This is a genomic window from Polynucleobacter sp. QLW-P1DATA-2, assembly GCF_001870365.1.
GTDB lineage: Bacteria > Pseudomonadota > Gammaproteobacteria > Burkholderiales > Burkholderiaceae > Polynucleobacter.
In genome coordinates, this window is record NZ_LZMQ01000002.1 from 1 (window position 1) to 21,586 (window position 21,586).

Sequence of the window (21,586 nt, forward strand, 5' to 3'; positions counted from 1 at the left end):
GCTAATCGAACCATCGACTTTAATGTTGCCATGGTCAGTCAACATTGCGACATTACCAGCCTGCGCTCCTGATACATCAATCGCTCCCGAGTTGGTGACTGAGCTCACCGCCGTTGCCGCCACATCATTAAGCGCAGATGCTTGCATAAACACTTGCCCGCCCTCGGCCACAATCGTACCGGTACTCGAGTTGGTCACTGCTGTGTTGATCGCCGCTGGAGAGAGCTCTAATTTAATCTTGCCACTGCTAGACAAAGGCACAGTAATCGCTTCGGCTGCACCTAAATAGGCAGCGCCTTGTGGGGCGATGATCTTACCGTTGTTGGTGACTTGCGCGCCAAGGAGAGCTACATAACCACCGCTAGATGATTGCAAGGTACCGTCATTGGTGATGGCGCCAGTAGCACCATCACGAGTGTAGCGATAGTTGCCGGCCAAAAAGTCTGCATCGGTAATGCCTAGAGTAGAAGCGGTAAAGGATGAAGCGCTCACAGAGCCATCTTTACCAAAGACAATACCATTTGGGTTAACCAAGATGACTTGGCCATTGGAAGTTAACTGTCCAAAGATTTGGGAGGCATTGTTGCCAGTCACCCGATCAAGTTGAACACTGTTTGCACTAGGTTGATTGATGACTACTTTGGCGTTGGCGCCAATGTTAAAAGAGTTCCAGTTCACAATCGCTTGATTGGTGGTCTGGTTCACGGTGAGCGTATTGCCTGATTGACTAATAGCGACCTGACCAGCGGCAACCGTGCCACCTGTAGGCAGGGCATTTAAAGCAGGGGCGGCAAATGCAGAGCTATACCCAGCTAAAGCAATTAATGCGGCAAACGAGCAAAGAGACAACCTAGCAACATAAGAAATATGGGAAACGATGCCTCGTTTAGATTGATTTTTTGCTCCAGAATGAGAGACGCTAGACGCGTTCTCCCCCACCGCAATAATCTTATTGCGGTGCTTAGAAAATATGAGTTTGTAGCAATTTTTATTCATAATAGGCTTAGACGCTATTATCCTAAAAACGACGCTCTGAATTGTTAAATATTACAAAAATTTGAGTAAATTCAGCCTCTTAAGGAACAATTTTGTTAAAAAGAGACTCTTATGGGTATGGTTTAGCTTGCGGTCTTATGAAGGTGTACACCTAAAAGCTAATATTAAAATCGATTTTGAAGGGATGTGCCGTGAGTGAAAAGACCAATGATTTACCTATGCAAGCAATCGAAGAGAGGGCTTCCGACCCCTCAAAAGAGACCCTCCAGGGGCGCAGCATCTTCCTGGTGGAAACAACCGCTTCTGGAATAGCGGTACAAACTTCTTTCATGACAGAAGACGGCAAGCTTTTGCAATTGCCCGCCATTTTTCCTGATATTCAGTATGCGTTGACACAAATTGATGAACTGCGCAACCTTGTAATTCAGCATTTTACTAAAGCGGCGCAAATAGGCGCGCAAATAATAGCCAAACAGGCGGCTGACGATTTAGAACATCCCAAACAAAACGATTAATTGCAGCGAACCGCCTCACTAATGAGAGACGGGCAACTGTAAAGTAATTTTGGCAAATCCCCCAGGATCAACAGGAAAATGACGCTCTATTTGTCCATGATGTCGAATAATGACTCGATCGATAAAGTTTGTGCCAAGACCAAAACCTTTATGCTCAGTTTCGACTTGAGTTAGGTCGTGTGGCTGATCAACAATATTTGTAAACTCACATCTAAGCATTTGTAATTTATGGTCTGTCCCACCGAGGGATATTCGTACGACAATTTCTGTGGCAGGACGCCCATGACGAATTGCATTAACCAAAAGATTGATGAGTACTCTTTCCATCAAACGAGTTTGGGTCTGCACAAAAATACCCGCATCCCTCTCATCAACACGAATAGTCATCTGGCGCTCTTGCGCTAAATCTCTCACTTCATAAATTGCTTGATCTAATAAAGCCTCAAATAGGACTGTCGAGAGCGCGTACTTAGACTCATCAGCCCAAATTGATAAGATAAAATCATCCATCATCGAAAGAAGTCGTCTTGAGTGAGATGAGATATCTAGCAAGTACTTGGACCCCTCCTCATGCAAGGAATTGTGTGCAACTATTTTGCGACATAAGGTCAGAATAGAGGCCACCGGTGTACGCATATCATGCGAAAGTAGTTGCAAAGTGCGATCTCTTTGCGCCTGAAATTGCAACAACTGCGTTACCTCTACAAACATAATAATGGCCAGAGAATTACTGGGCTCAAAATGAATTTCCACGCGGTGTACCATGTACTCTTTAGTGAGACCATCAACCCCTTTAAGATGCAAATATTTTTCTCCTGGCGGTAAGCTTAATAAGCCTTCGAGGTATTTAAGCGAGCACCCGAGATGATGTAGCAAGACATCAATCGTTACATCATTTCTGAAATATTCTTTTGGGAATAAAGACCGAAACCTCTTATTGACTAATAATAATTTTCCGCCTGCATCAAGAACAAACATCGCCTCAGGCAATTCGTTGATAATTTTTTCAAAACTATCTAGACGATTTTTTGCCATTAGGATCGCTTTATCCAAAATGCTCGAATACTGCAGTACCGCATCCTGCACTAGGTAATGCTCATGCTGTGTTTTTTGGGGCACCATTTCTATCAACTGCATCTCTTTAGCCCGCTCTCGCATAAAGAGAATTACCATATTCATACGTCGCCACGCCCATATTGGCTTGACCACTAAAACGGCCACTACCAGCGGCATTGGATCTAGCCAATAATTCAATTTCAACAAAAGAAAGATGCTAGCAAGGAGCGCAGATATCGCTACACTAAGAGTGAGAATAATTTCTGTTGATGGGGCAAGCAACAAAATGCTCACCAAAATCGTCAGTAGCCCAGCCGCGTAAACACAAAACTGCACCCAAGGGGTAGCCTGTGTAATTAAACTGTTCTGTAAAAGGTCATTTAAAAGACTTGCTTGAAATAAAACGCCTGGGGTGCCTGACTTTTGCCTGCCAGCATAGATTGAAGGGTAATGATCACCTAAGCTAGGGGCTGTTGAGCCAACTAAGACGTAAGCATCTTTAAAAATCGATAGTGGGTAATTTTTTTGAAGGGCGTCTGAAATCGAGATCGTTGTGAAGCCAATTTCAGGGCGAATCAAACTAAATCGCGAATAATGATCTCCATGATTATTAATGAGGTCTTGACGTCCTGACATGGCAACCGAAAAATGCGGAATGCCCGACTCCATTAGATTACTTCCACGTATAAATCCATCTTCATCAAAACTAACATTGACGTGCGATATGGTTGCCGTTGATTTAGCAATTGTTAGCGGCGGCGAGCTGACTACAACCTCACCTTTTTTTTCGTCAAAATGAAGCTCGGCAGGCAAAACGGACTTATGTCGCGAGATTTGTCGCGCAAACTCCAGGTCATGAATAGTGGGATCGATCATTAATATATCAAACCCAATAGCTTTCGGATAATTCCCAGTGTCTGCTAACTCTTGAAGAAAGCGAGCATACAAATTGCGGGGTAATGGCCAACCACCTAATTGACTTAAGCTTCGGTCATCAATAGCGACAATAATAATTTTATTATTTGGTGCCTGCACCCTCATACGCTGAACCCCATCAAAAAAGATGTTGCCCAAGGGGGTAAAAATATTCAACGCAACAGCCAATGCCAAAGCAACTATTGCGATAAATGTTAAGCCGCACCACTCACCAAAGAAGCGCCGATCATCTGCGCGATTGAGCTTAATGATGTGAGGTTTTATGGGCCAGATATTTATTCGCATTGGCCTTTAGTTTTGAGTAGCGGCTATTAATTCAAATCGACCATCTTGTCTCGTAGATAAGTTGTTGCCCACACTTGACTTAATCTCCCAGCGATAATTACCAACCGGCAATCCCTTAACTAACAGCACCTTTAGCTCCCTCGAAGGTTTATAGGCCTTCAATATTTCTACCGCTTGACCGTTTGGGGCAGCCTCAACCAGAGTTATGACTGGCTCTCGTAAACCAGTCAAATCAAACAATACACTGCATCGCTTTATATCTGCGCCACCACTCTGATCAACGCAAATACCAAAAACACTTTCATCCCCCATTAAACCGCTGGCAGTTTGTGCAGACCAAGTAAGCATTTTTGCAGTTGACCCCAATTGGGTGGCCAAAAATAATGGCTCCTTCCGCTGGACTGAATCTTCCTCACTTACGAGATTGGCCGCCTGACTTTCCCTTAAGTAATATCTGTGAGAATTTGAGCTTCCTTGAAATACAAATAGATGCCATCCCAAAACCTGCTGAGCCTGTACCGATAAAAATTTTACCGGCGTAGGCAAGTCCTCGACCTTATCGGCCAAACCATCTTTTGGTATGACAACCCCTTTTTGCGCCGATACTCCCGCCTCTTCAATGTCAGCAACGCCTCTTGTTCCAACCAAACCAGAGCTCACCTCAACCTTACCAGCGCCGCTGGATCGATCAAACCCAACTCGGAACTCGGTGCCACGGACACCGGCAACAGAAGTTGGTGTATTGACACCAAAAGGCGCATCCCCGCTCTGACGCTTAGGAACCTTCACTTCGACACGCCCATCCAATAAATTAAGCTGTACTTCAGGTGATTTTTCAAGAGTACTTTTTCGTAACATGCCAATCTTGATGCTACCCCCTGAAGGCATGCGTAAGATAGAGCGATCCTCAAATTGCAAAGAAAGGGCGCATTGGGGAGGCACTGTGATGACATCGCCCTGATCAATAGTGCTGCCTAACTTTAGAGCTACGGCTTCATTAGCCCTCAAAATTGGCTCCGCGCATTTTGCATACACAACCACGGCTCTAGAGCGGTGATACCGGATCAATGAGCGAGGAATGAAGATGGTTTGCCCCGCCAGAATTTCATTCTTATTAATCCCCACATTGGCCGCTATTAGCTCTGGTAGCGCATCCTGAATTAAGTGCCTATCCAATATCAACTGGAGCGTATCTCCTTGCTGGACTTTATAGACCAGAGGCTTTGGCTCGGAATGGGCGGTTGGCTGCGCAACTATGAAAGTCGACCAAGCAAATATGCCGGTCGACACGAAAATACGCAGTAATACGAGGAAATTTTCTGTCGGCACAGCCAAAGAATTACTCTTCAGGAAAGGTTTGCATAAGCCTATAGCCGTAACCATAAACCGCCACCAACCTAGCCCTGCTTCCGGTTGCACCAATATGCAGCTTTTTTCTAATCCAGGCAATATGGACATCAAGCGTCCTAGATAATTCAGAGCCAGTAGATCCCCATACCTCTATTAATAATCGGTTGCGTGAAAGCGGACGATCTAATTCTGAGAATAAAAAGGAGGCTAGAGCAAACTCCTTCTCCGTTAGCGCAACGTCTTGATCATCGAATCTAACAAGATTAGCGGTTGGATGAAATCTGTAACCCAAGATCTCTTTTTCGCGACCAACCACCGGAGCATTTGTCTTTTGCGTTCGTCTTTGCACAGAACAAATACGAGCCAAAAACTCCCTAAGTCGAATCGGCTTAATACAATAATCATCAGCGCCAGCCTCAAGCGCAGCGACAATTTCACTCTCATCGTCTGTGCTAGTAAGAAATACAATAGGCTCAGTCATAGCAAGGTTTTTACGCATACGACTCAGCACGTCAAACCCATTTATTTTTGGAACATTCCAATCCAAAATAAATAGATCAAATGTTTCTCTAGGCAGAGCTCTTAGCAAAGACTCGCCATCAGTAAAAATCTTGGCTATGTGTCCATTTTTTTCAAGGCAATCTTTAACCTCTTCCGCTAAAGTGGCCTCGTCCTCTAATATTGCAACGCGCATATGTAATCGAGCCTACCTGAATTTTAAATGCCATCTTCTGTCTTGAGGGCTATGGGTGAATTTTAACCCTAGAATTCATCCATTCATCGCATTAATAAACGCTTTGTGCGCCATTGAAAGCCATCTTATTACTGCTAATCTTCGCCAGGCCCGATGGATCTCCATAATTAACAATATTTAACATTGTTTTGACTGGAACCTAATTAGGATTGAACTTCATATTAAGCGCTAAAGAAAGCGGATGCTTTTCCTTTCGTTCAAGTGAAATAATTCTGCGTAGCAGACTCGGATTAGACGCAGCGAGTATTTAGGCTTAATATGAAACTGTATTGGTACTCGTATGGGATTAAATAGTCGCTCACTAGTCTTGTGTTGCTCATATTGAAACCCAATATCGCTGATACACTGCCACTAATAGCCGCTCCAATTACCTCTAATGAAATCTATTTTTTTGGTCCATTTCCTGCGCCTCTCTTTTGATGCTCTCTGGGTCAGTGCATGCACAATCTAATGGCACGATCATTGCAACTCTGAATGGGAATAAGATTACAACTCAGCAAGTCGATGAATTGCTTAAGCTCGCAGTTGATGATGGTACTCAAGTGACCCCAGAAATAAGGCAGCGAATCACTAATGAACTGATTATTCGAGAAGCCATTGTTCAGGAGGCAAAAAAAACAGGCTTAGCAACAAAAAACGACAATGCCCTTAAACTGAAATTAGCCGGTCAAAATGCAATCGTAGATCTCTGGTTTGCCGATTATTTTAAAAATCACCCCATTTCAGAAGCCGATATCAGAGCCGAATATGACAAACAGCTGGAGGCCAGTAAAGATCCTAAGAATGCAAATGAATATGAGATAGCCCAAATTGCGGTTGCCACCGAAATTGAGGCCACCGAAATGATCGTCAAATTAAATAATGGCAACTCTTTTGAGGCACTCGCTAGACAGTATTCGGTTGATAAGGGCACCGCTCAACAGGGTGGCCTGGCGGGGTGGTCTTTAAGCGGAAACCTAACTAGCCCATTAAATGACATTGTCCCCAATTTGAGCAAAGGCAAAGCTACCTCTAAGCCAATCCGCCTTGGAGCAAATTATTACATCATCAAATTAGTTGATGTCCGACCCTTTAAATTTCCAGCATACGAACAAGCAAAAAATCAATTAGCGCAACAAATGGCAAATCAAGAGCGGGAACAAGCAATTGCCCAAGTGTTGAAAGCATCTAATCTCAAAGTTATTCAATAGCATTTGTTGTTAGCAATAATGCCCAATATGCTAACTACCAAAGGGCTGGAATATCGTTAGGTAGCGTATTTTTAACCTCGCGCATTATTTCATCGAGGGCATCAACCTCAATTCAACCGCTCATTCAAGATTGAAGCTGGCCCTTAGCCGCCTGATATCTTGAAATTTCATCCGCACTAGAATAATTAAGACCCCAATACAGCTAAGCTGGACTCAAAATCTCTAGCCTACTATAGCCAAAGCAGCCCACAATAAAAAAAGACAATCCCTGTAGCGACCAGCAAGATAAAAATCAGCGAGCTAAGGGCCATTTCTAGAATATGCATTTTTTCTTTCCTAAATACCATTACGAATAGGTGGCTCAATAGCAAGAGCGGTGAAATTACTTCGGTTTCTATGGTGGGGTTTGGCCTCCGAATAAAGTAAAAATACAAGCCAAAAAATAGCGCTAAGCCGTATAACTTCGATTAGTCAAAACTCCCCCATCTAGTATTCACAGCTACTGGAAAACCATTTGGTAGCTGTAACGAAATTATGAGGCGAGAAATTTTTGGCGTCTCATGCATTAACAATTGTTAACAATTGTTATGTTCTGCAAGTAAAAATTAGTTAGATAATTTAAAACAATTCAACAAATTATTTAACCCCATGTCCCAGCAATCAAAAGCATCATCCCTCCGACAATTTATTTTTTTTGCTGATCAAATGCGCCAGATTGATAGGCGCTTTAATCTAAGCCCTAATGAGTCACATTTACTTGACCTAGTAGCACTTGCTAACGCATCAAGGCAGAATATTTTTATAAAGCAACTGTTATCTCAAAAAAATATTGCCTCATCTGCGACGCTGCACAAATTAATCAAGCAATTGGTGCGCAAAAAATTATTGAATTTAGTTGCCCATAGGCCCGATGGGCGACACAAAAAAGTTGTTCTCGCCAAATTAGGACATAACCGCTATGAACAACTTCATAAATCAATGGCTAACGCGTTGGGCGTCTAAAATGTTTGGGGAACATAAAGCAATGGAAGATAGCAAATCAAACTTTTTTCCCAACCCAAAACACACTGTTTACAAACTTCAGAATGTATTGCGAAACTCCAGCCTCTCGCCACAAAATTGTTCTGAGCCACCATTTCTGATTGCACTACAAAAAGAAGTTGCCTTCATTCGAGTCAACGACAGTAAACAAGAGCAGTTGCGCATACTCTCTACCATTAAAAGCCATCTACCAAATTTAAGGATAGTATTTATTGGGGGGGCTTATTGATGCGCATCAAGTAATTGCGCTATTTCGCTCTGGCCTAAGCGATTACCTACAAGAGCCCACTGACGACGCTGAAATTTACGGGGCAGCAAAAAGAATTCGAGATTTTGTACATAAAAGGAAATATTGCCCTTCTGACCTAGGTCTAAGCAAACGTGAAGCGCAGGTTTGCGATCTTTTAGTTAAGGGTTTTAAAAATGTTGAGATAGCCGCTGAGCTGAACATATCGCCAGCAACGGTCAAGGTTCATAAATCAAGGGTGCTGCAGAAGGCCGGCGCAAGGACCTTACCAGACTTGGTGCGATTGGTTTCCATATAGTCCGGAATGAATCAAGCAAATACTGAATTTGCCCGGATTAAAAACTCTTTCAGTCGGTCGCCCTTAACTTCCGCACACCGAAAATCTTAGGTCAATAATAGGCAAAAGGGCTTCGCAGGTTCGATTCCTGCCGGGCGCGCCAAAAATCAAGGGGTTTTTGACCTACATCATGCGTGAAATTGCGAAAACCGCTATCATTTGCACCTAACTTATTGATTCTTATCGTGTCTACACATCTAAATACCGCCCTTTCAGAGCCTTCCCTAACTAATCCTTTGCACCCAGAGGCGCCATTACCGCATCGAAAAATCATTCGAAGCTGGCTAATCCCGATGGCACAGGGCGAAACTGGGCGCGCAATCATGCTCCTAGCAATTGATGCCTTCCTCTGGCTTGGCTGTATCGCAGGAACAATCTTCGTAGAGAGCGTGTTGCTCAAAATTGTTTTTGGTTTGATTGCCGGTTTTGTAACAGGTCGCATCTTTATATTGGGTCACGATGCTTGCCATCAAAGTTACACACCCAATCGCGAACTGAACAAAGTGTTAGGTCGTATTGCGTTCTTGCCATCTCTCACACCATATAGCTTGTGGGATGTTGGTCATAACGTTGTACATCACGGTCAAACCAATCTAAAGGGTTTTGATTTTGTATGGGCACCCCTATCAAAATCAGAATACGACGCACTTCCCCCGTTGCGTAAGGCTCTAGAGCGCCTTTACCGTAGCGGCTGGGGCCCTGTTTTTTATTACCTCATTGAAATTTGGTGGAGACGTGAGTACTTCCCAAATGCAAAAAACAAACCTGGTGATCGTCCCATTTTCTTAAAAGACAATTTGCTTGTTACCGCATTTGCAATCGTTTGGATTGGCTGCTTAATTGCTGGGGCCATTGCTACCGGGCAATCTATTTGGATTGGCTTGATCACTGGCTTTGCAGTGCCATTCTTGTTCTGGAACGGCATGATTGGATTTGTGGTTTACGTGCACCACACCCATCCAAAAGTCTCTTGGTATGACAAGAAATCGGAGTGGTTGCGCGCCCAGCCGTTTGTATCCACAACCGTTCACCTGACTTTTAACTGGATTTGGGGCAAATTGATGCACCACATCATGGAGCACACTGCGCACCATGTGGATATGAGCGTACCGCTTTATCGCCTGCCAGAGGCCCAACAGACCCTAGAAACGATCCTTCCAGACCGTATTTTTGTGCAAAAGTTCTCTTGGGGCTGGTATTTTGATACTGCGCGTAAGTGCAAGCTCTATGACTTTGAAAACAAGGCCTGGTTAGATTTTGACGGCAACAAAACGGCTGATTCGGTTCGGGTTGTGCTAACCCCAGCCCCAGCGGGACAAAACGGGTAAAATAGATCTCTGTATAAGATTTGCCTTACCCGGATTACCCATGACTACATCGACTCCAGCAGCTACCCAAGAAACCTCCCAGAGCCTGAAATTTTGCTCTTCTTGCAGCCGTGAAAAACGACTTGAGGGTGGCACATGGATTCCGACAAGCAATCGCAAACAACGTTGGATTTGCGCAAGTTGCCTCTACAACCGTACGCATCGTACCGGTTCAGCAAAAACCTAATTACTCACTTGTAGTTCAAATAGCTAGATTCATTAATTAGCTACGCGCCATCTCCCACATAGGGGTTCGTTTTGCGCTCTTGACCAAACGTCGACATTGGTCCGTGACCAGGAACAAACTGTACATCATCTCCCAAGGGCCACAATTTGGTTTTAATCGCATTAATTAAATCTGCATGATTACCACGCGGAAAATCAGTTCTGCCAATTGAGCCCGCGAATAAAACATCACCCACAATTGCAAGACGATCTTCTTTGTCAAAAAATACAACGTGACCAGGTGTGTGACCAGGGCAATGAAATACCTCTAGATCAATATTTCCCACCTGCACATGATCGCCATTATTTAACCAACGATCAGGCTCGAAAACTTTGGCATGCCCAAAACCAAAACGCACTGTTTGTTCTGGCAGCTGATCAATCCAAAAACGCTCCTCTTCTTGTGGCCCCTCAATAGGCACACCAAGCTGATCAGCCAAGTCTTTGGCGGCCGCGCAGTGATCTAAATGTCCATGCGTCAGTAATATCTTTTTAACCTTGCCACCCATCTGCTTAACGCCCTCAAGGATCTTTTCAATATCCCCGCCAGGGTCAACGACAGCAGCATCGCCAGTCTCCTGGCAAACCAAAATCGAGCAATTTTGCTCATACGGAGTAACAGGAACAATTCCTAATTTAATTGGCATACGTACAAATAGTTAAGTGAATCATTGGGGAAAGCTAGTTTAGGGGAGTCGACATAAAATGCACCTAAAGGATAAAACAATGAATAGCCAAGATACATTTAAATTTGCAGAAACTCACGAATGGGCCGATCAGGAAAATGATGGCTTAGTGTGGGTTGGTATTAGTAATCATGCGCAAGAGGCGCTAGGCGATGTGATGTTCTTTCAGGCCCCAAAGCTTGGGCAACAAGTAAAGCAGGGGGAGGCTATTGCCGTTATTGAGTCAGTGAAGGCGGCCAGTGATATTCATGCGCCAGCAAGCGGTGAGATTGTTGCCCTCAATGAAGCAGTGGATGCATCACCCGAGATCGTCAATGAAAATCCATACGGTGTTTGGCTATTCAAAATCAAACCCGCCTCCGATGAAATTCTTAACGAAGAACTCAATCAACTCCTGACCCCAGAAATATATAACGCGGGCCCTGGCGCCTGATATCTGAAATCAATCAGATTGAAATAGGGTCGCGCTCAATTAACCAACGAATGCGCCCTTCTTTACTAATGCGCCCCTGAGAGTTCTCTCGCAAATAAAGATCCATCGCCTCTAAGATTTCTTGCAGGGTTTTTCGATCATCAGACTCCACCAGAAGTTGAGCGCGCTCCGATCCAGCTACTCGCATCATCGCCTTAGGTACTGGATCATAGACTCTGAGGCCTTTATTGATGTGGCCCCGAGACTTTAAATATCCTTTCAAACCACTCAAAAACTGAATTGCTTTATCTAAACTTTTAGCCTCAGCATGGATGAGAGCCTGATAGGCAAATGGCGGCAAACCCGCTTCTTTTCTTTCATTGGCCGTAAAGCTTAAAAACCCATCTACGTCATGGCGCAGTAAAAACTGAAAAACCGCAGATTCTGGGAACTGGGTTTCAATATAAATAGCGCCGCCTGCTTCACCACCCTTATTGGATCGCCCAGCCCGTCCTGCAACCTGAACTAGCTGTGCAAATAATCGCTCTGCAGCCCTAAAATCTTGAGAAAACAATCTGCTGTCAGCATCCAATACAGCTACTAAGCCAATATTTTGGTAATCGTGCCCCTTGGCAATCATCTGGGTCCCAACCACAATATCGACATTGCCTTCGTGAATTTCCTGAAAGAGCTCTTCGGCACCCTTACTCTTTCTGCTGGAGTCTGTATCGACTCGCAGCACTCTTGCAGCCGGCCACATCTCCTCAATAGCATCTTCAATCTTTTGAGTTCCCTGTCCCAAGGTCTTCAAGTCGGCATTGCCACAATCAGGGCAATGGTTTGGAATCGATTTAACCAAGCCGCAATGGTGGCAACTTAAAACTGATTTCCTGCTTAATGCTCCAGCTTTATGCAGCACCATATAGGAGCTGCATTGCTCGCATCTTGAGAGCCATGAGCAAGCGCCACAGCTAAGCACTGGAGCATAACCTCGTCGGTTGATCAGTATTAAGCTTTGCTGCTTATTTTCTAGATTCTGACTAACCGCATTCGCAAGGGTTTTAGTAATCAGGCTTTTGGATTTTGGCTTCTCTATATCACCCGGACTAAATTGCGTTTGTGGATCGCGCGTATTGATCAAATGCACTTTTGGCAAACTTGCGCCTTGAGCGCGCTGATCTAGGCGAATATATTCATAACGACCAGCCCTGGCAGCCATCCAAGTCTCAAGCGATGGTGTAGCAGAGGCCAATAAGATCGGTATCTTAAGGTCGTGGGCACGCCATATCGCAAGATCCCTTGCAGAGTAACGAATACCATCTTGCTGTTTATAAGATGGATCATGCTCTTCATCCACAACAATGGCGCGTAGATTAGGAAGGGGGGTTAATGCAGCCAATCTTGTTCCCAAAATAATTTGGGCCTGACCAGTCATCGCCTCATACCAAGCAATGCCTCTTACTTTCTCACTGACACCGCTATGAAGCACCACCATTTTTTTATCTGGAAAATAAGCGCGTACTCTGCGCTCCAACTGTGGCGTTAAATTAATTTCAGGGACCAAGAGCAATACTTGTGCACTCGCATCCTCCAAAATACCACTCAACCAATTTAAAAATACAGCAGTCTTTCCACTACCAGTTTGTCCCTGCAACAGTATTGCTTTGAATTCTCCCGAAGGAATAGTGCGTAATTTTTCTAAGGCGAGTTTTTGACCATCGTTCAGCTGGGCCTCATCAACAAATCCCTCAACGGCCTCTAGCTTGTTTTTTTTTCTTTTGCTTTTCTTGATCTGCAGCTAATTTCTTGGGGATCTTTTCCCAATCATCAGGCTTTTTCCACATCTGTGGAATGGTGGGAATAATGGTCTCGCCTAGCGCATGAATGTAATACTGGCTGGCAAAGTTCATTAACTTCAATATTGCAGGGTCCAAGGGAGGAAGGGGCGCAATCTTGCTTACCCCTTTTAATTTATCTAGTTCATAATCTGAGTGAGCACTTACTTTAATTACCAATCCCACCAGTGAGCTGCGCCCAAAGGGAACCTCAACTATTGCCCCCACTTGTGGGTCGCACCCTAATGCCTCTTCGTCCCACAAGTAGTCAAAGCCCTGGGCAAGGGGCTTATCAACAACAACTTGGACAACGATTGGAGGGGGCATGATTTACTTCAAATCTCTAGTTTGCTTGTGGATAAGTCTGTGGATATCATCCGAGGATTCTGATTTATAAGCTAATTTATCAGCTTTCGGATTCTGCACCCTTTTAAAGCTTTTTAGTAATTATTTATATAAATCAGTAACTTACAAAGATATTCGAAAGTGAATTTTCATCTTTATTCGCAATCTCACTGAATTTCGAATTTTCCCGCTATCTGTGCATAACTTTCGCCAAAAATCCTAGCGGCAAGTTAGCAATCACTCAGTATTACGACTTTGTCCTGAGAGCCCTTGAGCGCTCAATGACCGCTTCGGCGAGAGCCGTAACACTTTCAGGAGGGGTAAATTGAGAAATCCCATGCCCTAGGTTAAAGACATGTCCGTCTAGAGGATGTAAGCCCGATTTAAGGGCTGGAGCACTCGCCAAATCCTCAAGCAGGAGGTTTGCTTGCTGCGCAATTTGTTTTGGCTCTGAGAACAGAATAAGCGGGTCTAAATTACCTTGCAATGCTAATGGCTTGTTCAATGCCAGCAATTGTTTGCGTGCGCGACTCAGCGACATTGTCCAATCAATGGCAATAACATCAGCACCAACTTGCGCCATATCGTTCAACCAAATCCCGCCGCCTTTGGTAAACATGATTACTGGAATTTTTCTGCCTTCATATTCGCGTGGCAATAAAGAAATCACTTTTTGCATTGAGGCCAGAGACATTTTTTGATACCAGCCATCTGGCAGCATTCCACCCCAAGTATCAAAAATCATCAAAGCTTGAGCGCCTGCTTTAACTTGCTCTATCAAATAGGCTGCCACTGACTGAGCATTAATATCAAGGATATGCTGCATCAAGTCAGGACGACTAAACATCATCGTTTTGGCATGACGAAAATCATCGGCACTTGAACCATCAACCATATAGCACGCCAATGTCCACGGGCTTCCCGAGAAACCAATTAATGGAACACGCTGCTTGCCATCCTGTATCAATGCTTTCCGAATTTCTGAAACCGCATCAAATACATATTTCAACTGATCCATGTCAGCAACGCGCAACTTCTTAACCGCCTCTTCAGTACGAAGAGGATGTTCAAAGCTTGGGCCTTCGCCAGCAGTAAATTTCAAGCCCAATCCCATGGCATCAGGGATTGTCAAAATATCGGAGAACAAAATCGCCGCATCCAACGGATAGCAATCTAAAGGCTGAAGGGTTACTTCAGTCGCATATGCAGGATTTTTTGCGAGCCCTAAAAAACTTCCAGCTCTGGCGCGAGTAGCGTTGTACTCGGGGAGGTATCGGCCGGCTTGACGCATGAGCCAAAGCGGTGTTTGATCAACCGCTTCGCCCAAGCAGGCCTTTAAAAACCGATCATTTAACAGCAAGGAGATGACCGGCTATTACTTTTTACGACGGAAACGAGCAATTGCAGCTAGCTGTGCAGCCGCCATTGCAAACTCAGATTGAGCCAAAGCCAAATCAAAATCAGTGCCACGGTTTTGCATCGCTTCTTCAGCACGTTTCTTAGCTTCAATCGCTTTAGCTTCATCAAGATCGTGTCCGCGAATAGCGGTATCCGCTAAAACAGTAACGCGATCTGGCTGAACTTCTAAATAGCCACCTGCTACGAAAACAAACTCTTCATCACCATCAGCTTTTTCAATACGAACTGAGCCTGGACGAATACGTGTAATCAAAGGAGTGTGGCCGCGCAAAATGCCGAGCTCTCCACTTTCGCCAGGAAGTGCAACAAACTTGGCTTCCCCGCTGAAAATAGACTGCTCAGCACTCACAACGTCGACATGTATGCTTGACATAGTTTCCCTAGATTAAAGCTTCTTGGCTTTCTCGATGGCTTCATCAATTGAACCCACCATGTAGAACGCTTGCTCTGGCAAGTGATCCAATTCGCCGCTGCAGATCATTTTGAAACCACGGATAGTTTCTTTCAAAGGAACGTATTTGCCTGGTGAACCAGTAAATACTTCAGCAACGTGGAAAGGCTGGGACAAGAAACGTTGAATCTTACGAGCACGTGATACAGACAACTTATCTTCTGGTGACAATTCGTCCATACCTAAAATTGCGATAATGTCGCGCAACTCTTTGTAGCGCTGCAATGTCATCTGTACTTCGCGAGCTACTTCATAGTGCTCTTGACCAACCACTTGTGGATCGAGCTGGCGGCTGGTTGAGTCCAATGGATCAACCGCTGGGTAGATACCCAATGCAGCGATATCACGTGACAACACAACAGTGGAGTCTAAGTGCAAGAAGGTAGTTGCTGGTGATGGATCGGTCAAGTCATCTGCAGGAACGTAAACGGCCTGAATAGAAGTAACGGAACCAGTCTTAGTGGAGGTAATACGCTCTTGCAATTTACCCATCTCTTCAGCCAATGTAGGCTGGTAACCCACAGCGGAAGGCATACGACCGAGCAACGCAGAAACTTCAGTACCTGCCAATGTATAACGGTAGATGTTGTCAACGAAGAACAAGATATCACGGCCTTCGTCACGGAAAGCTTCAGCCATAGTCAAACCAGTCAACGCAACGCGCAAACGGTTGCCAGGAGGCTCATTCATCTGACCAAACACCATCGCTACTTTGTCGATAACGTTAGATTCTTTCATCTCGTGATAGAAGTCATTACCTTCACGAGTACGCTCACCAACACCTGCAAATACTGATAAACCTGAGTGTTGCTTAGCAATGTTGTTAATCAATTCCATCATGTTCACGGTCTTACCAACACCCGCACCACCGAAGAGACCAACCTTACCGCCTTTAGCAAATGGGCAAACTAAGTCAATAACCTTAATACCAGTTTCCAATAAGTCAACAGAAGGTGAAAGCTCGTCAAACTTAGGTGCCGGCTGGTGAATAGCACGACGCTCTTCAGTAGCAATTGGACCAGCGTCATCAATTGGGCGGCCTAATACGTCCATAATGCGGCCGAGTGTTGCTGGGCCGACAGGCACAGAAATTGGACCGCCAGTAGATTTCACTTCCATGCCGCGGCGTAAGCCATCGCTTGCACCCATGGCAATCGCGCGAACTACTCCGTCACCAATTTGTTGCTGAACTTCAAAGGTCAAACCTTTTTCAGCAAATGATTTTTCGCCGCTTTCAACTAATGTCAATGCATCATAAATGTTTGGCATTTTGTCGCGTGGGAACTGAATGTCCACCACTGGACCGATACACTGCACGATATTTCCGTTACTCATCGCATTTCTCCGCTTTTAATTCCTGAATTCTTTCGTATTCCTAAACGCCGACCGCTTAAACTGCAGCCGCTCCGCCAACAATTTCTGACAACTCTTTAGTAATAGCAGCCTGTCGTGTCTTGTTGTATTCCAATTGCAATTCGCCGATTACGTTCTTCGCATTATCTGAAGCGGCCTTCATTGAGACCATCCGCGCAGACTGCTCGGAAGCCATGTTTTCAGCAACTGCTTGATAAATCATTGCTTCAACATAACGCTTAAGCAGCCCATTCAAAATGGATTCTGCGTCAGGTTCGTAGATGTAATCCCAAGAATTGCCTGTTTTCTCTTGCGGAGTCAAAGCCTCTGACTCCAAAGGCAAGAGTTTTTCTAAAACAGGCTCTTGTTTCATTGCATTTACAAAGCGGGTAAATGCCAAATACACGGCATCAATCTCGCCACGCTCAAACGCTTCTAATTGGGCAACAATTGCGCCAATCAAAACATCCATATGTGGTGTGTCACCAATTTGGATTGTTTGAGAAATTAATTTTGCTTTTGAGCGATTCAAAAACTGCAGGCCTTTTGAACCAATTGCGGTGTACGCAATCTCAACGTTTTGTTCCTGCAGATCACGCACTTGGTTAGTAATCAAACGCAAGACGTTGGTATTTAAACCGCCGCACAGGCCTTTGTCAGTTGTAACCAAAATCGTGCCAACTTTCTTCACTTCGCGAGTAGCCATGTAAGCAGGGCGGAACTCAGGATTTGCTTTAGAAAGGTTGGCAACAATCTCACGAATTTTTTCAGCGTATGGACGCGCATTACGCATGCGCTCTTGGGCGCGACGCATCTTGGATGCAGCGACCATCTCCATTGCCTTCGTGATCTTGCGCGTGTTTTGCACGCTCTTGATCTTAGACCGTATCTCTTTTGTGCTTGCCATGATTTATGCGAGCCCTCTTAGAAAGAGGCAGAACGCTTGTAATCCTCAATGGCAGCGCGCAAAGCAGCTTCGTCATCTTTGCTCAAATCTTTAGTCTCTTCAATACGCGCAACTAAGTCAGCGTACTTAGATTTCAAGTGATCTTGCAAACCTTTTTCGAATGGCAATACGTTTTTTACTTCGAGATCATCGAAGTAGCCGTTGTTTACAGCATAAAGAGAGGCGGCCATTTCCCAAACTTGGAGTGGCTTGTATTGAGCTTGCTTACACAATTCAGTAACGCGACGACCGCGCTCTAACTGCTTGCGGGTTGCCTCGTCAAGGTCAGATGCGAACTGAGCAAACGCTGCTAATTCACGATATTGCGCTAAGTCGGTACGAATACCGCCAGACAATTTCTTAATGACTTTAGTTTGTGCAGCACCACCAACGCGGGAAACAGAAATACCGGCGTTAATCGCAGGGCGAACACCAGCATTAAACAGGTCAGTTTCCAAGAAGATCTGGCCGTCAGTAATCGAAATGACGTTGGTTGGAACGAATGCAGAAACGTCACCAGCTTGGGTTTCAATGATTGGCAATGCAGTCAATGAACCAGTCTTGCCTTTAACTGCACCGTTGGTGAACTTCTCAACATACTCTGCACTTACACGTGCTGCGCGCTCGAGTAAGCGTGAGTGGAGATAGAACACGTCGCCAGGATAAGCTTCGCGGCCTGGTGGGCGGCGGAGCAACAAGGAGATTTGACGATAAGCAACCGCTTGCTTAGTTAAGTCATCGTAAACAATCAATGCATCTTCGCCGCGATCGCGGAAGTATTCACCCATGGTGCAGCCTGCATATGCAGAGAGGTACTGCATCGCTGCAGACTCAGAAGCACTTGCTGCAACAACTACGGTGTACTCCATTGCGCCCAATTCTGTGAGCTTGCGAACAACGTTAGCAATAGTAGAAGCTTTTTGACCGATCGCAACGTAAACGCAATAAACGCCTTTACCTTTTTGGTTAATGATCGCGTCAACCGCAACAGCTGTCTTGCCAGTTTGACGGTCGCCAATGATCAACTCACGCTGACCACGACCAATTGGAACCATCGCATCAATCGCCTTCAAACCAGTTTGTACTGGCTGGCTAACGGATTGACGTGCGATAACGCCAGGCGCAACCTTTTCAATAAAGTCAGTTAACTTGGTATTGATTGGACCTTTGCCATCAATCGGCTGGCCGAGTGCGTTTACAACGCGACCGAGCAACTCTGGACCAACTGGAACTTCCAAGATGCGGCCAGTACATTTCACTGGGTCGCCTTCTTTAATGTGGGTGTACTCACCCAACACTACGGCACCAACAGAATCACGCTCAAGGTTTAATGCAAGGCCGATAGTGTTGTTAGGAAACTCCAACATTTCGCCCTGCATAACGCCTGACAAGCCATGGACGCGGCAAATACCGTCGGTCACTGAAATTACAGTGCCTTCGTTGCGAACTTGGGAGTCAACGCCCAATTCGCTAATTCGGCTTTTGATCAGCTCGCTGATCTCGGAAGGGTTGAGTTGCATTACTTACTCCTGGGTCTTATTTCGTATGTTCTTAATAGGGATCACTTATGCGCCAAGACTTGCTTGCATTTGAGCTAACTGGGCCTTAACTGAACTATCCATTACTTCGTCGCCAACTTGAATGCGAACTCCACCAATCAATGCTGGGTCAACCTGAATAGTTGGGCGCAATTCTTTACCCCCAAAGCGCTTCTTCAAACTTGACAACAAATCATTTAACGCAGAACCCTCTAATGGGAATGCGCTTGTAATATTTACTTCTGCAGCGCCTTCGCTTTTGTTCTTCATTGCCTCAAATTGATGGGCAATCTCAGGAACAGCTGCTAAACGGTGGTTTTGATTCACGAGATTTAAAAAGCTAGCAACCTTAGGGTCTAGCTTGGTTTTCACCATGCCAGAAAGCAGCTTGCTCAAATCATCCGCAGACACTTTTGGATTGTTTGATAAAGCAGCAACCTCTGGCAAAGCAGCAAGCTGTGCCAATTCGTTTAACTGCTCCAAACAACCCGCAAGCTCAGCAGGCTGAGCGCTTTGAAAAAGCGCCTCAGCATAAGGACGGGCAATAGTGGCTAATTCAGCCATATCAAAGTTCTGCCTTTAATTGGTCAAGTAATTGGCCGTGTGCTTTTGCATCAACTTCGCGACGTAAAATTTGCTCGGCGCCTTTAACAGCAAGAACGGCCACTTCGGCGCGCAGAACTTCGCGGGCACGAGTTACTTGCTGTGCGGCATCTTGTTGCGCTTGAGAAATGATGCGAGCGGCTTCAGCTTGTGCGTTAGCGCGAATTTCTTCGGCTGACATTTGTGCACGTTTTTCTGCTTCAGCTACGCGTTGAACACCTTCTTGGCGCGCTTTAGTTAATTCTTCTTCCGCCGCATTGTTTGCCAATGCAAGCGCCGCTTTGCCTCGCTCAGCAGCGGCTAAGCCATCAGCAATTTTGTTTGAACGCTCATCTAACGCCTTAACCAGCGGTGGCCACACGAAGCGTGCAACAACCCACCATAAGACGAAGAAAACGATCATTTGCGCGAATAGGGTCGCGTTCAGATTCACGATATTCCTTTCAGTATTGTTGAGAACAATTGGATGACCCGTTGGTCATCCACGCCAAAACAATTACTTGATAACTGCGAGCAGTGGGTTTGCGAAAGCAAACAACATTGCAACACCAACGCCGATCAAGAATGCAGCGTCGATCAAACCAGCCAAGAGGAACATCTTGGTTTGCAATTCGTTGATGAGTTCTGGTTGACGAGCAGCGCCCTCAATGAACTTACCGCCCATTAGGCCAATGCCCAAACAGGCTCCTAACGCGCCGAGACCGATGATAAGGCCGATACCAATAGCGGTTAGTCCTTGAATGTTGGCTAAGAATGCTTGCATGTTTACTCCTAAGTATTGAAGGTGAGGTTAAAAATAAAAAGGTTAATGGTGACTATGTGCTTGGCCTATGTAAACCAAAGTCAACATCATGAAAATAAAAGCTTGTAACAAAATGACCAAAATGTGGAAGATTGCCCAAGCAGAGCCGGCAAGTACGTTGCCAACAAAGCCAAGCATGTAGAGATCCAAATTAAAGGTCCACATACTTCCCAATAAAGCGATCAGCAGAAAAATGAGTTCGCCAGCATACATATTGCCAAAGAGTCGCATGCCTAATGAAACGCCTTTTGCAACATATTCGATGATGTTGAGAATGAGATTAAATGGGGCTAAATACCATTTGGCACCAAATGGTGCTGAAATTAATTCATGGGCAAAGCCGCCAAGACCCTTCACCTTAAAGCTATAAAAGAAGACCAGTAGCAATACTGAGAAGGATAGACCTAAGGTGGCATTCAAATCAGTAGTAGGAACAATTTTGTGGTGAGGCACATGAACCCCAAACCCACCGATGAACTGGTTAACGCCATAAATCCAATCTACGGGTACAAGATCTAGGGTATTTAAAAGAATAATCCAGCAGAAAACAAACAGCGCTAGCGGGGCGATGTAACTGCGATCCCCATGCACAATCCCTTTCGATTGTGTTTCAACCATCTCGACCAACATCTCAACCAAACACTGAAAACGACCGGGTACGCCAGGGCTTGCTCTGCGTGCAGCTAATACCAAGAAAAATACCGCTAACAAGCCCATTAAGCTTGTCCAAAACATGGTATCTAAATTTACAACGCTGAAATCAATAATTGAAGATTGAGCCCCACCAACAGTATTGAGATTCTGAAGGTGCTCTGCAATATATGCAGTAGGGGTTAGCGGCTCGCTAGCCATGTGATGGGCTACTTCTGCTGCTGCGTTAACTTCGCTAGACATCTA

General features: G+C 45.1%; 23 protein-coding genes. 7 read left to right on the top strand and 16 right to left on the bottom strand.

The annotated features are described in order from the left end of the window. The coding region (locus A9236_RS02185; RefSeq protein ID WP_143070565.1) for a filamentous hemagglutinin N-terminal domain-containing protein at positions 1-996 on the bottom strand (996 nt) is incomplete at its 3' end. A gap of 191 nt (positions 997-1,187) precedes the next feature. Between A9236_RS02185 and A9236_RS02190 the strand changes: the two genes are divergently transcribed. Beyond that, positions 1,188-1,511 (top strand): hypothetical protein, encoded by a 324-nt coding sequence (locus A9236_RS02190; protein WP_143070566.1) that lies wholly within the window; start codon positions 1,188-1,190, stop codon positions 1,509-1,511. 18 nt (positions 1,512-1,529) lie between these two features. Here A9236_RS02190 and A9236_RS02195 read toward each other — a convergent pair whose 3' ends face one another. The 3 genes from A9236_RS02195 to A9236_RS02205 are packed head-to-tail and all read right to left on the bottom strand — an operon-like array spanning position 1,530 to position 5,832. Then, complete coding sequence (locus A9236_RS02195; RefSeq protein ID WP_071464396.1) at positions 1,530-3,788, bottom strand: CHASE2 domain-containing protein; 2,259 nt, start codon at positions 3,786-3,788, stop codon at positions 1,530-1,532. Positions 3,789-3,794: 6 nt separating this feature from the next. Beyond that, a complete protein-coding gene (locus A9236_RS02200; RefSeq protein WP_161485597.1) occupies positions 3,795-5,171 on the bottom strand; it encodes a FecR domain-containing protein in 1,377 nt (458 codons plus the stop codon). Next, positions 5,128-5,832, bottom strand: coding sequence for a response regulator transcription factor (locus A9236_RS02205; RefSeq protein ID WP_071464394.1), 705 nt, complete (start codon positions 5,830-5,832; stop codon positions 5,128-5,130). The genes A9236_RS02200 and A9236_RS02205 overlap by 44 nt, the downstream gene beginning before the upstream one ends. 479 nt (positions 5,833-6,311) lie before the next feature. Between A9236_RS02205 and A9236_RS02210 the strand changes: the two genes are divergently transcribed. The 5 genes from A9236_RS02210 (at position 6,312) to A9236_RS10950 (ending at position 10,261) form a co-directional block, all read left to right on the top strand. After that, positions 6,312-7,082: a peptidylprolyl isomerase gene (locus A9236_RS02210; protein WP_071467733.1), complete on the top strand. Its 771-nt coding sequence runs from the start codon at positions 6,312-6,314 to the stop codon at positions 7,080-7,082. Positions 7,083-7,730: 648 nt separating this feature from the next. Then, positions 7,731-8,084, top strand: a complete 354-nt coding sequence (locus A9236_RS02215) for a hypothetical protein (protein ID WP_071464392.1) — start codon at positions 7,731-7,733, stop codon at positions 8,082-8,084. A 251-nt stretch (positions 8,085-8,335) separates the two neighbouring features. Beyond that, the gene (locus tag A9236_RS11515; protein ID WP_071464390.1) at positions 8,336-8,668 is read left to right on the top strand and encodes a LuxR C-terminal-related transcriptional regulator; all 333 of its coding nucleotides are present in this window, start codon (positions 8,336-8,338) and stop codon (positions 8,666-8,668) included. A 224-nt stretch (positions 8,669-8,892) separates the two neighbouring features. Beyond that, positions 8,893-10,035, top strand: a complete 1,143-nt coding sequence (locus A9236_RS02230; RefSeq protein WP_071464410.1) for a fatty acid desaturase — start codon at positions 8,893-8,895, stop codon at positions 10,033-10,035. 40 nt (positions 10,036-10,075) lie between these two features. Continuing rightward, positions 10,076-10,261: a hypothetical protein gene (locus A9236_RS10950; protein WP_041396810.1), complete on the top strand. Its 186-nt coding sequence runs from the start codon at positions 10,076-10,078 to the stop codon at positions 10,259-10,261. A 40-nt stretch (positions 10,262-10,301) separates the two neighbouring features. Here A9236_RS10950 and A9236_RS02235 read toward each other — a convergent pair whose 3' ends face one another. Then, positions 10,302-10,946, bottom strand: a complete 645-nt coding sequence (locus tag A9236_RS02235) for an MBL fold metallo-hydrolase (protein WP_216860748.1) — start codon at positions 10,944-10,946, stop codon at positions 10,302-10,304. Positions 10,947-11,025: 79 nt separating this feature from the next. Between A9236_RS02235 and gcvH the strand changes: the two genes are divergently transcribed. Continuing rightward, on the top strand, positions 11,026-11,418 hold the full coding sequence (gene gcvH, locus A9236_RS02240) for a glycine cleavage system protein GcvH (protein ID WP_071464389.1): 393 nt from the start codon (positions 11,026-11,028) through the stop codon (positions 11,416-11,418). Between the two features lie 13 nt (positions 11,419-11,431). Here the strand turns inward: gcvH and priA are convergent, their stop codons facing one another. The 11 genes from priA to atpB form a co-directional block, all read right to left on the bottom strand. Then, complete coding sequence (gene priA, locus A9236_RS02245) at positions 11,432-13,195, bottom strand: primosomal protein N' (RefSeq protein WP_369821194.1); 1,764 nt, start codon at positions 13,193-13,195, stop codon at positions 11,432-11,434. Next, entirely contained in the window at positions 13,146-13,559 is a 414-nt protein-coding gene (locus A9236_RS11225) for a hypothetical protein (RefSeq protein ID WP_236638664.1), read from the bottom strand. The genes priA and A9236_RS11225 overlap by 50 nt, the downstream gene beginning before the upstream one ends. Before the next feature lie 265 nt (positions 13,560-13,824). Further along, positions 13,825-14,943, bottom strand: coding sequence for a uroporphyrinogen decarboxylase (hemE, locus tag A9236_RS02250; RefSeq protein WP_071464387.1), 1,119 nt, complete (start codon positions 14,941-14,943; stop codon positions 13,825-13,827). 9 nt (positions 14,944-14,952) lie between these two features. Next, positions 14,953-15,369, bottom strand: a complete 417-nt coding sequence (locus A9236_RS02255; protein WP_071464386.1) for a F0F1 ATP synthase subunit epsilon — start codon at positions 15,367-15,369, stop codon at positions 14,953-14,955. Between the two features lie 12 nt (positions 15,370-15,381). Continuing rightward, entirely contained in the window at positions 15,382-16,782 is a 1,401-nt protein-coding gene (gene atpD / locus A9236_RS02260) for a F0F1 ATP synthase subunit beta (protein WP_071464385.1), read from the bottom strand. 55 nt (positions 16,783-16,837) lie between these two features. Beyond that, the gene (gene atpG / locus A9236_RS02265) at positions 16,838-17,707 is read right to left on the bottom strand and encodes a F0F1 ATP synthase subunit gamma (RefSeq protein ID WP_071464384.1); all 870 of its coding nucleotides are present in this window, start codon (positions 17,705-17,707) and stop codon (positions 16,838-16,840) included. A 17-nt stretch (positions 17,708-17,724) separates the two neighbouring features. Further along, on the bottom strand, positions 17,725-19,266 hold the full coding sequence (atpA, locus tag A9236_RS02270; protein WP_071464383.1) for a F0F1 ATP synthase subunit alpha: 1,542 nt from the start codon (positions 19,264-19,266) through the stop codon (positions 17,725-17,727). Positions 19,267-19,311: 45 nt separating this feature from the next. Then, on the bottom strand, positions 19,312-19,848 hold the full coding sequence (locus tag A9236_RS02275; protein WP_071464382.1) for a F0F1 ATP synthase subunit delta: 537 nt from the start codon (positions 19,846-19,848) through the stop codon (positions 19,312-19,314). A 1-nt stretch (position 19,849) separates the two neighbouring features. Continuing rightward, positions 19,850-20,320, bottom strand: coding sequence for a F0F1 ATP synthase subunit B (locus A9236_RS02280; RefSeq protein WP_071464381.1), 471 nt, complete (start codon positions 20,318-20,320; stop codon positions 19,850-19,852). Positions 20,321-20,383: 63 nt separating this feature from the next. Then, entirely contained in the window at positions 20,384-20,650 is a 267-nt protein-coding gene (atpE, locus tag A9236_RS02285) for a F0F1 ATP synthase subunit C (RefSeq protein WP_028818346.1), read from the bottom strand. 42 nt (positions 20,651-20,692) lie between these two features. Beyond that, positions 20,693-21,583 carry a F0F1 ATP synthase subunit A gene (atpB, locus tag A9236_RS02290; RefSeq protein ID WP_071464380.1) on the bottom strand — a complete coding sequence of 297 codons (891 nt, stop codon included), beginning with the start codon at positions 21,581-21,583 and terminating at the stop codon, positions 20,693-20,695. Between the last annotated feature and the right edge of the window lie 3 nt (positions 21,584-21,586).

Coding starts and splice junctions, on each gene's coding strand:
- atpG (WP_071464384.1), bottom strand. CDS start 17,707: ATGGCAAGCACAAAAGAGATACGGTCTAAGATCAAGAGCGTGCAAAAC.
- A9236_RS02195 (WP_071464396.1), bottom strand. CDS start 3,788: ATGCGAATAAATATCTGGCCCATAAAACCTCACATCATTAAGCTCAAT.
- gcvH (WP_071464389.1), top strand. CDS start 11,026: ATGAATAGCCAAGATACATTTAAATTTGCAGAAACTCACGAATGGGCC.
- A9236_RS02200 (WP_161485597.1), bottom strand. CDS start 5,171: ATGGTTACGGCTATAGGCTTATGCAAACCTTTCCTGAAGAGTAATTCT.
- A9236_RS10950 (WP_041396810.1), top strand. CDS start 10,076: ATGACTACATCGACTCCAGCAGCTACCCAAGAAACCTCCCAGAGCCTG.
- atpE (WP_028818346.1), bottom strand. CDS start 20,650: ATGCAAGCATTCTTAGCCAACATTCAAGGACTAACCGCTATTGGTATC.
- atpA (WP_071464383.1), bottom strand. CDS start 19,266: ATGCAACTCAACCCTTCCGAGATCAGCGAGCTGATCAAAAGCCGAATT.
- atpB (WP_071464380.1), bottom strand. CDS start 21,583: ATGTCTAGCGAAGTTAACGCAGCAGCAGAAGTAGCCCATCACATGGCT.
- A9236_RS02215 (WP_071464392.1), top strand. CDS start 7,731: ATGTCCCAGCAATCAAAAGCATCATCCCTCCGACAATTTATTTTTTTT.
- A9236_RS02205 (WP_071464394.1), bottom strand. CDS start 5,832: ATGCGCGTTGCAATATTAGAGGACGAGGCCACTTTAGCGGAAGAGGTT.
- A9236_RS02255 (WP_071464386.1), bottom strand. CDS start 15,369: ATGTCAAGCATACATGTCGACGTTGTGAGTGCTGAGCAGTCTATTTTC.
- A9236_RS02210 (WP_071467733.1), top strand. CDS start 6,312: ATGCTCTCTGGGTCAGTGCATGCACAATCTAATGGCACGATCATTGCA.
- A9236_RS02235 (WP_216860748.1), bottom strand. CDS start 10,946: ATGCCAATTAAATTAGGAATTGTTCCTGTTACTCCGTATGAGCAAAAT.
- atpD (WP_071464385.1), bottom strand. CDS start 16,782: ATGAGTAACGGAAATATCGTGCAGTGTATCGGTCCAGTGGTGGACATT.
- A9236_RS11225 (WP_236638664.1), bottom strand. CDS start 13,559: ATGCCCCCTCCAATCGTTGTCCAAGTTGTTGTTGATAAGCCCCTTGCC.
- A9236_RS02275 (WP_071464382.1), bottom strand. CDS start 19,848: ATGGCTGAATTAGCCACTATTGCCCGTCCTTATGCTGAGGCGCTTTTT.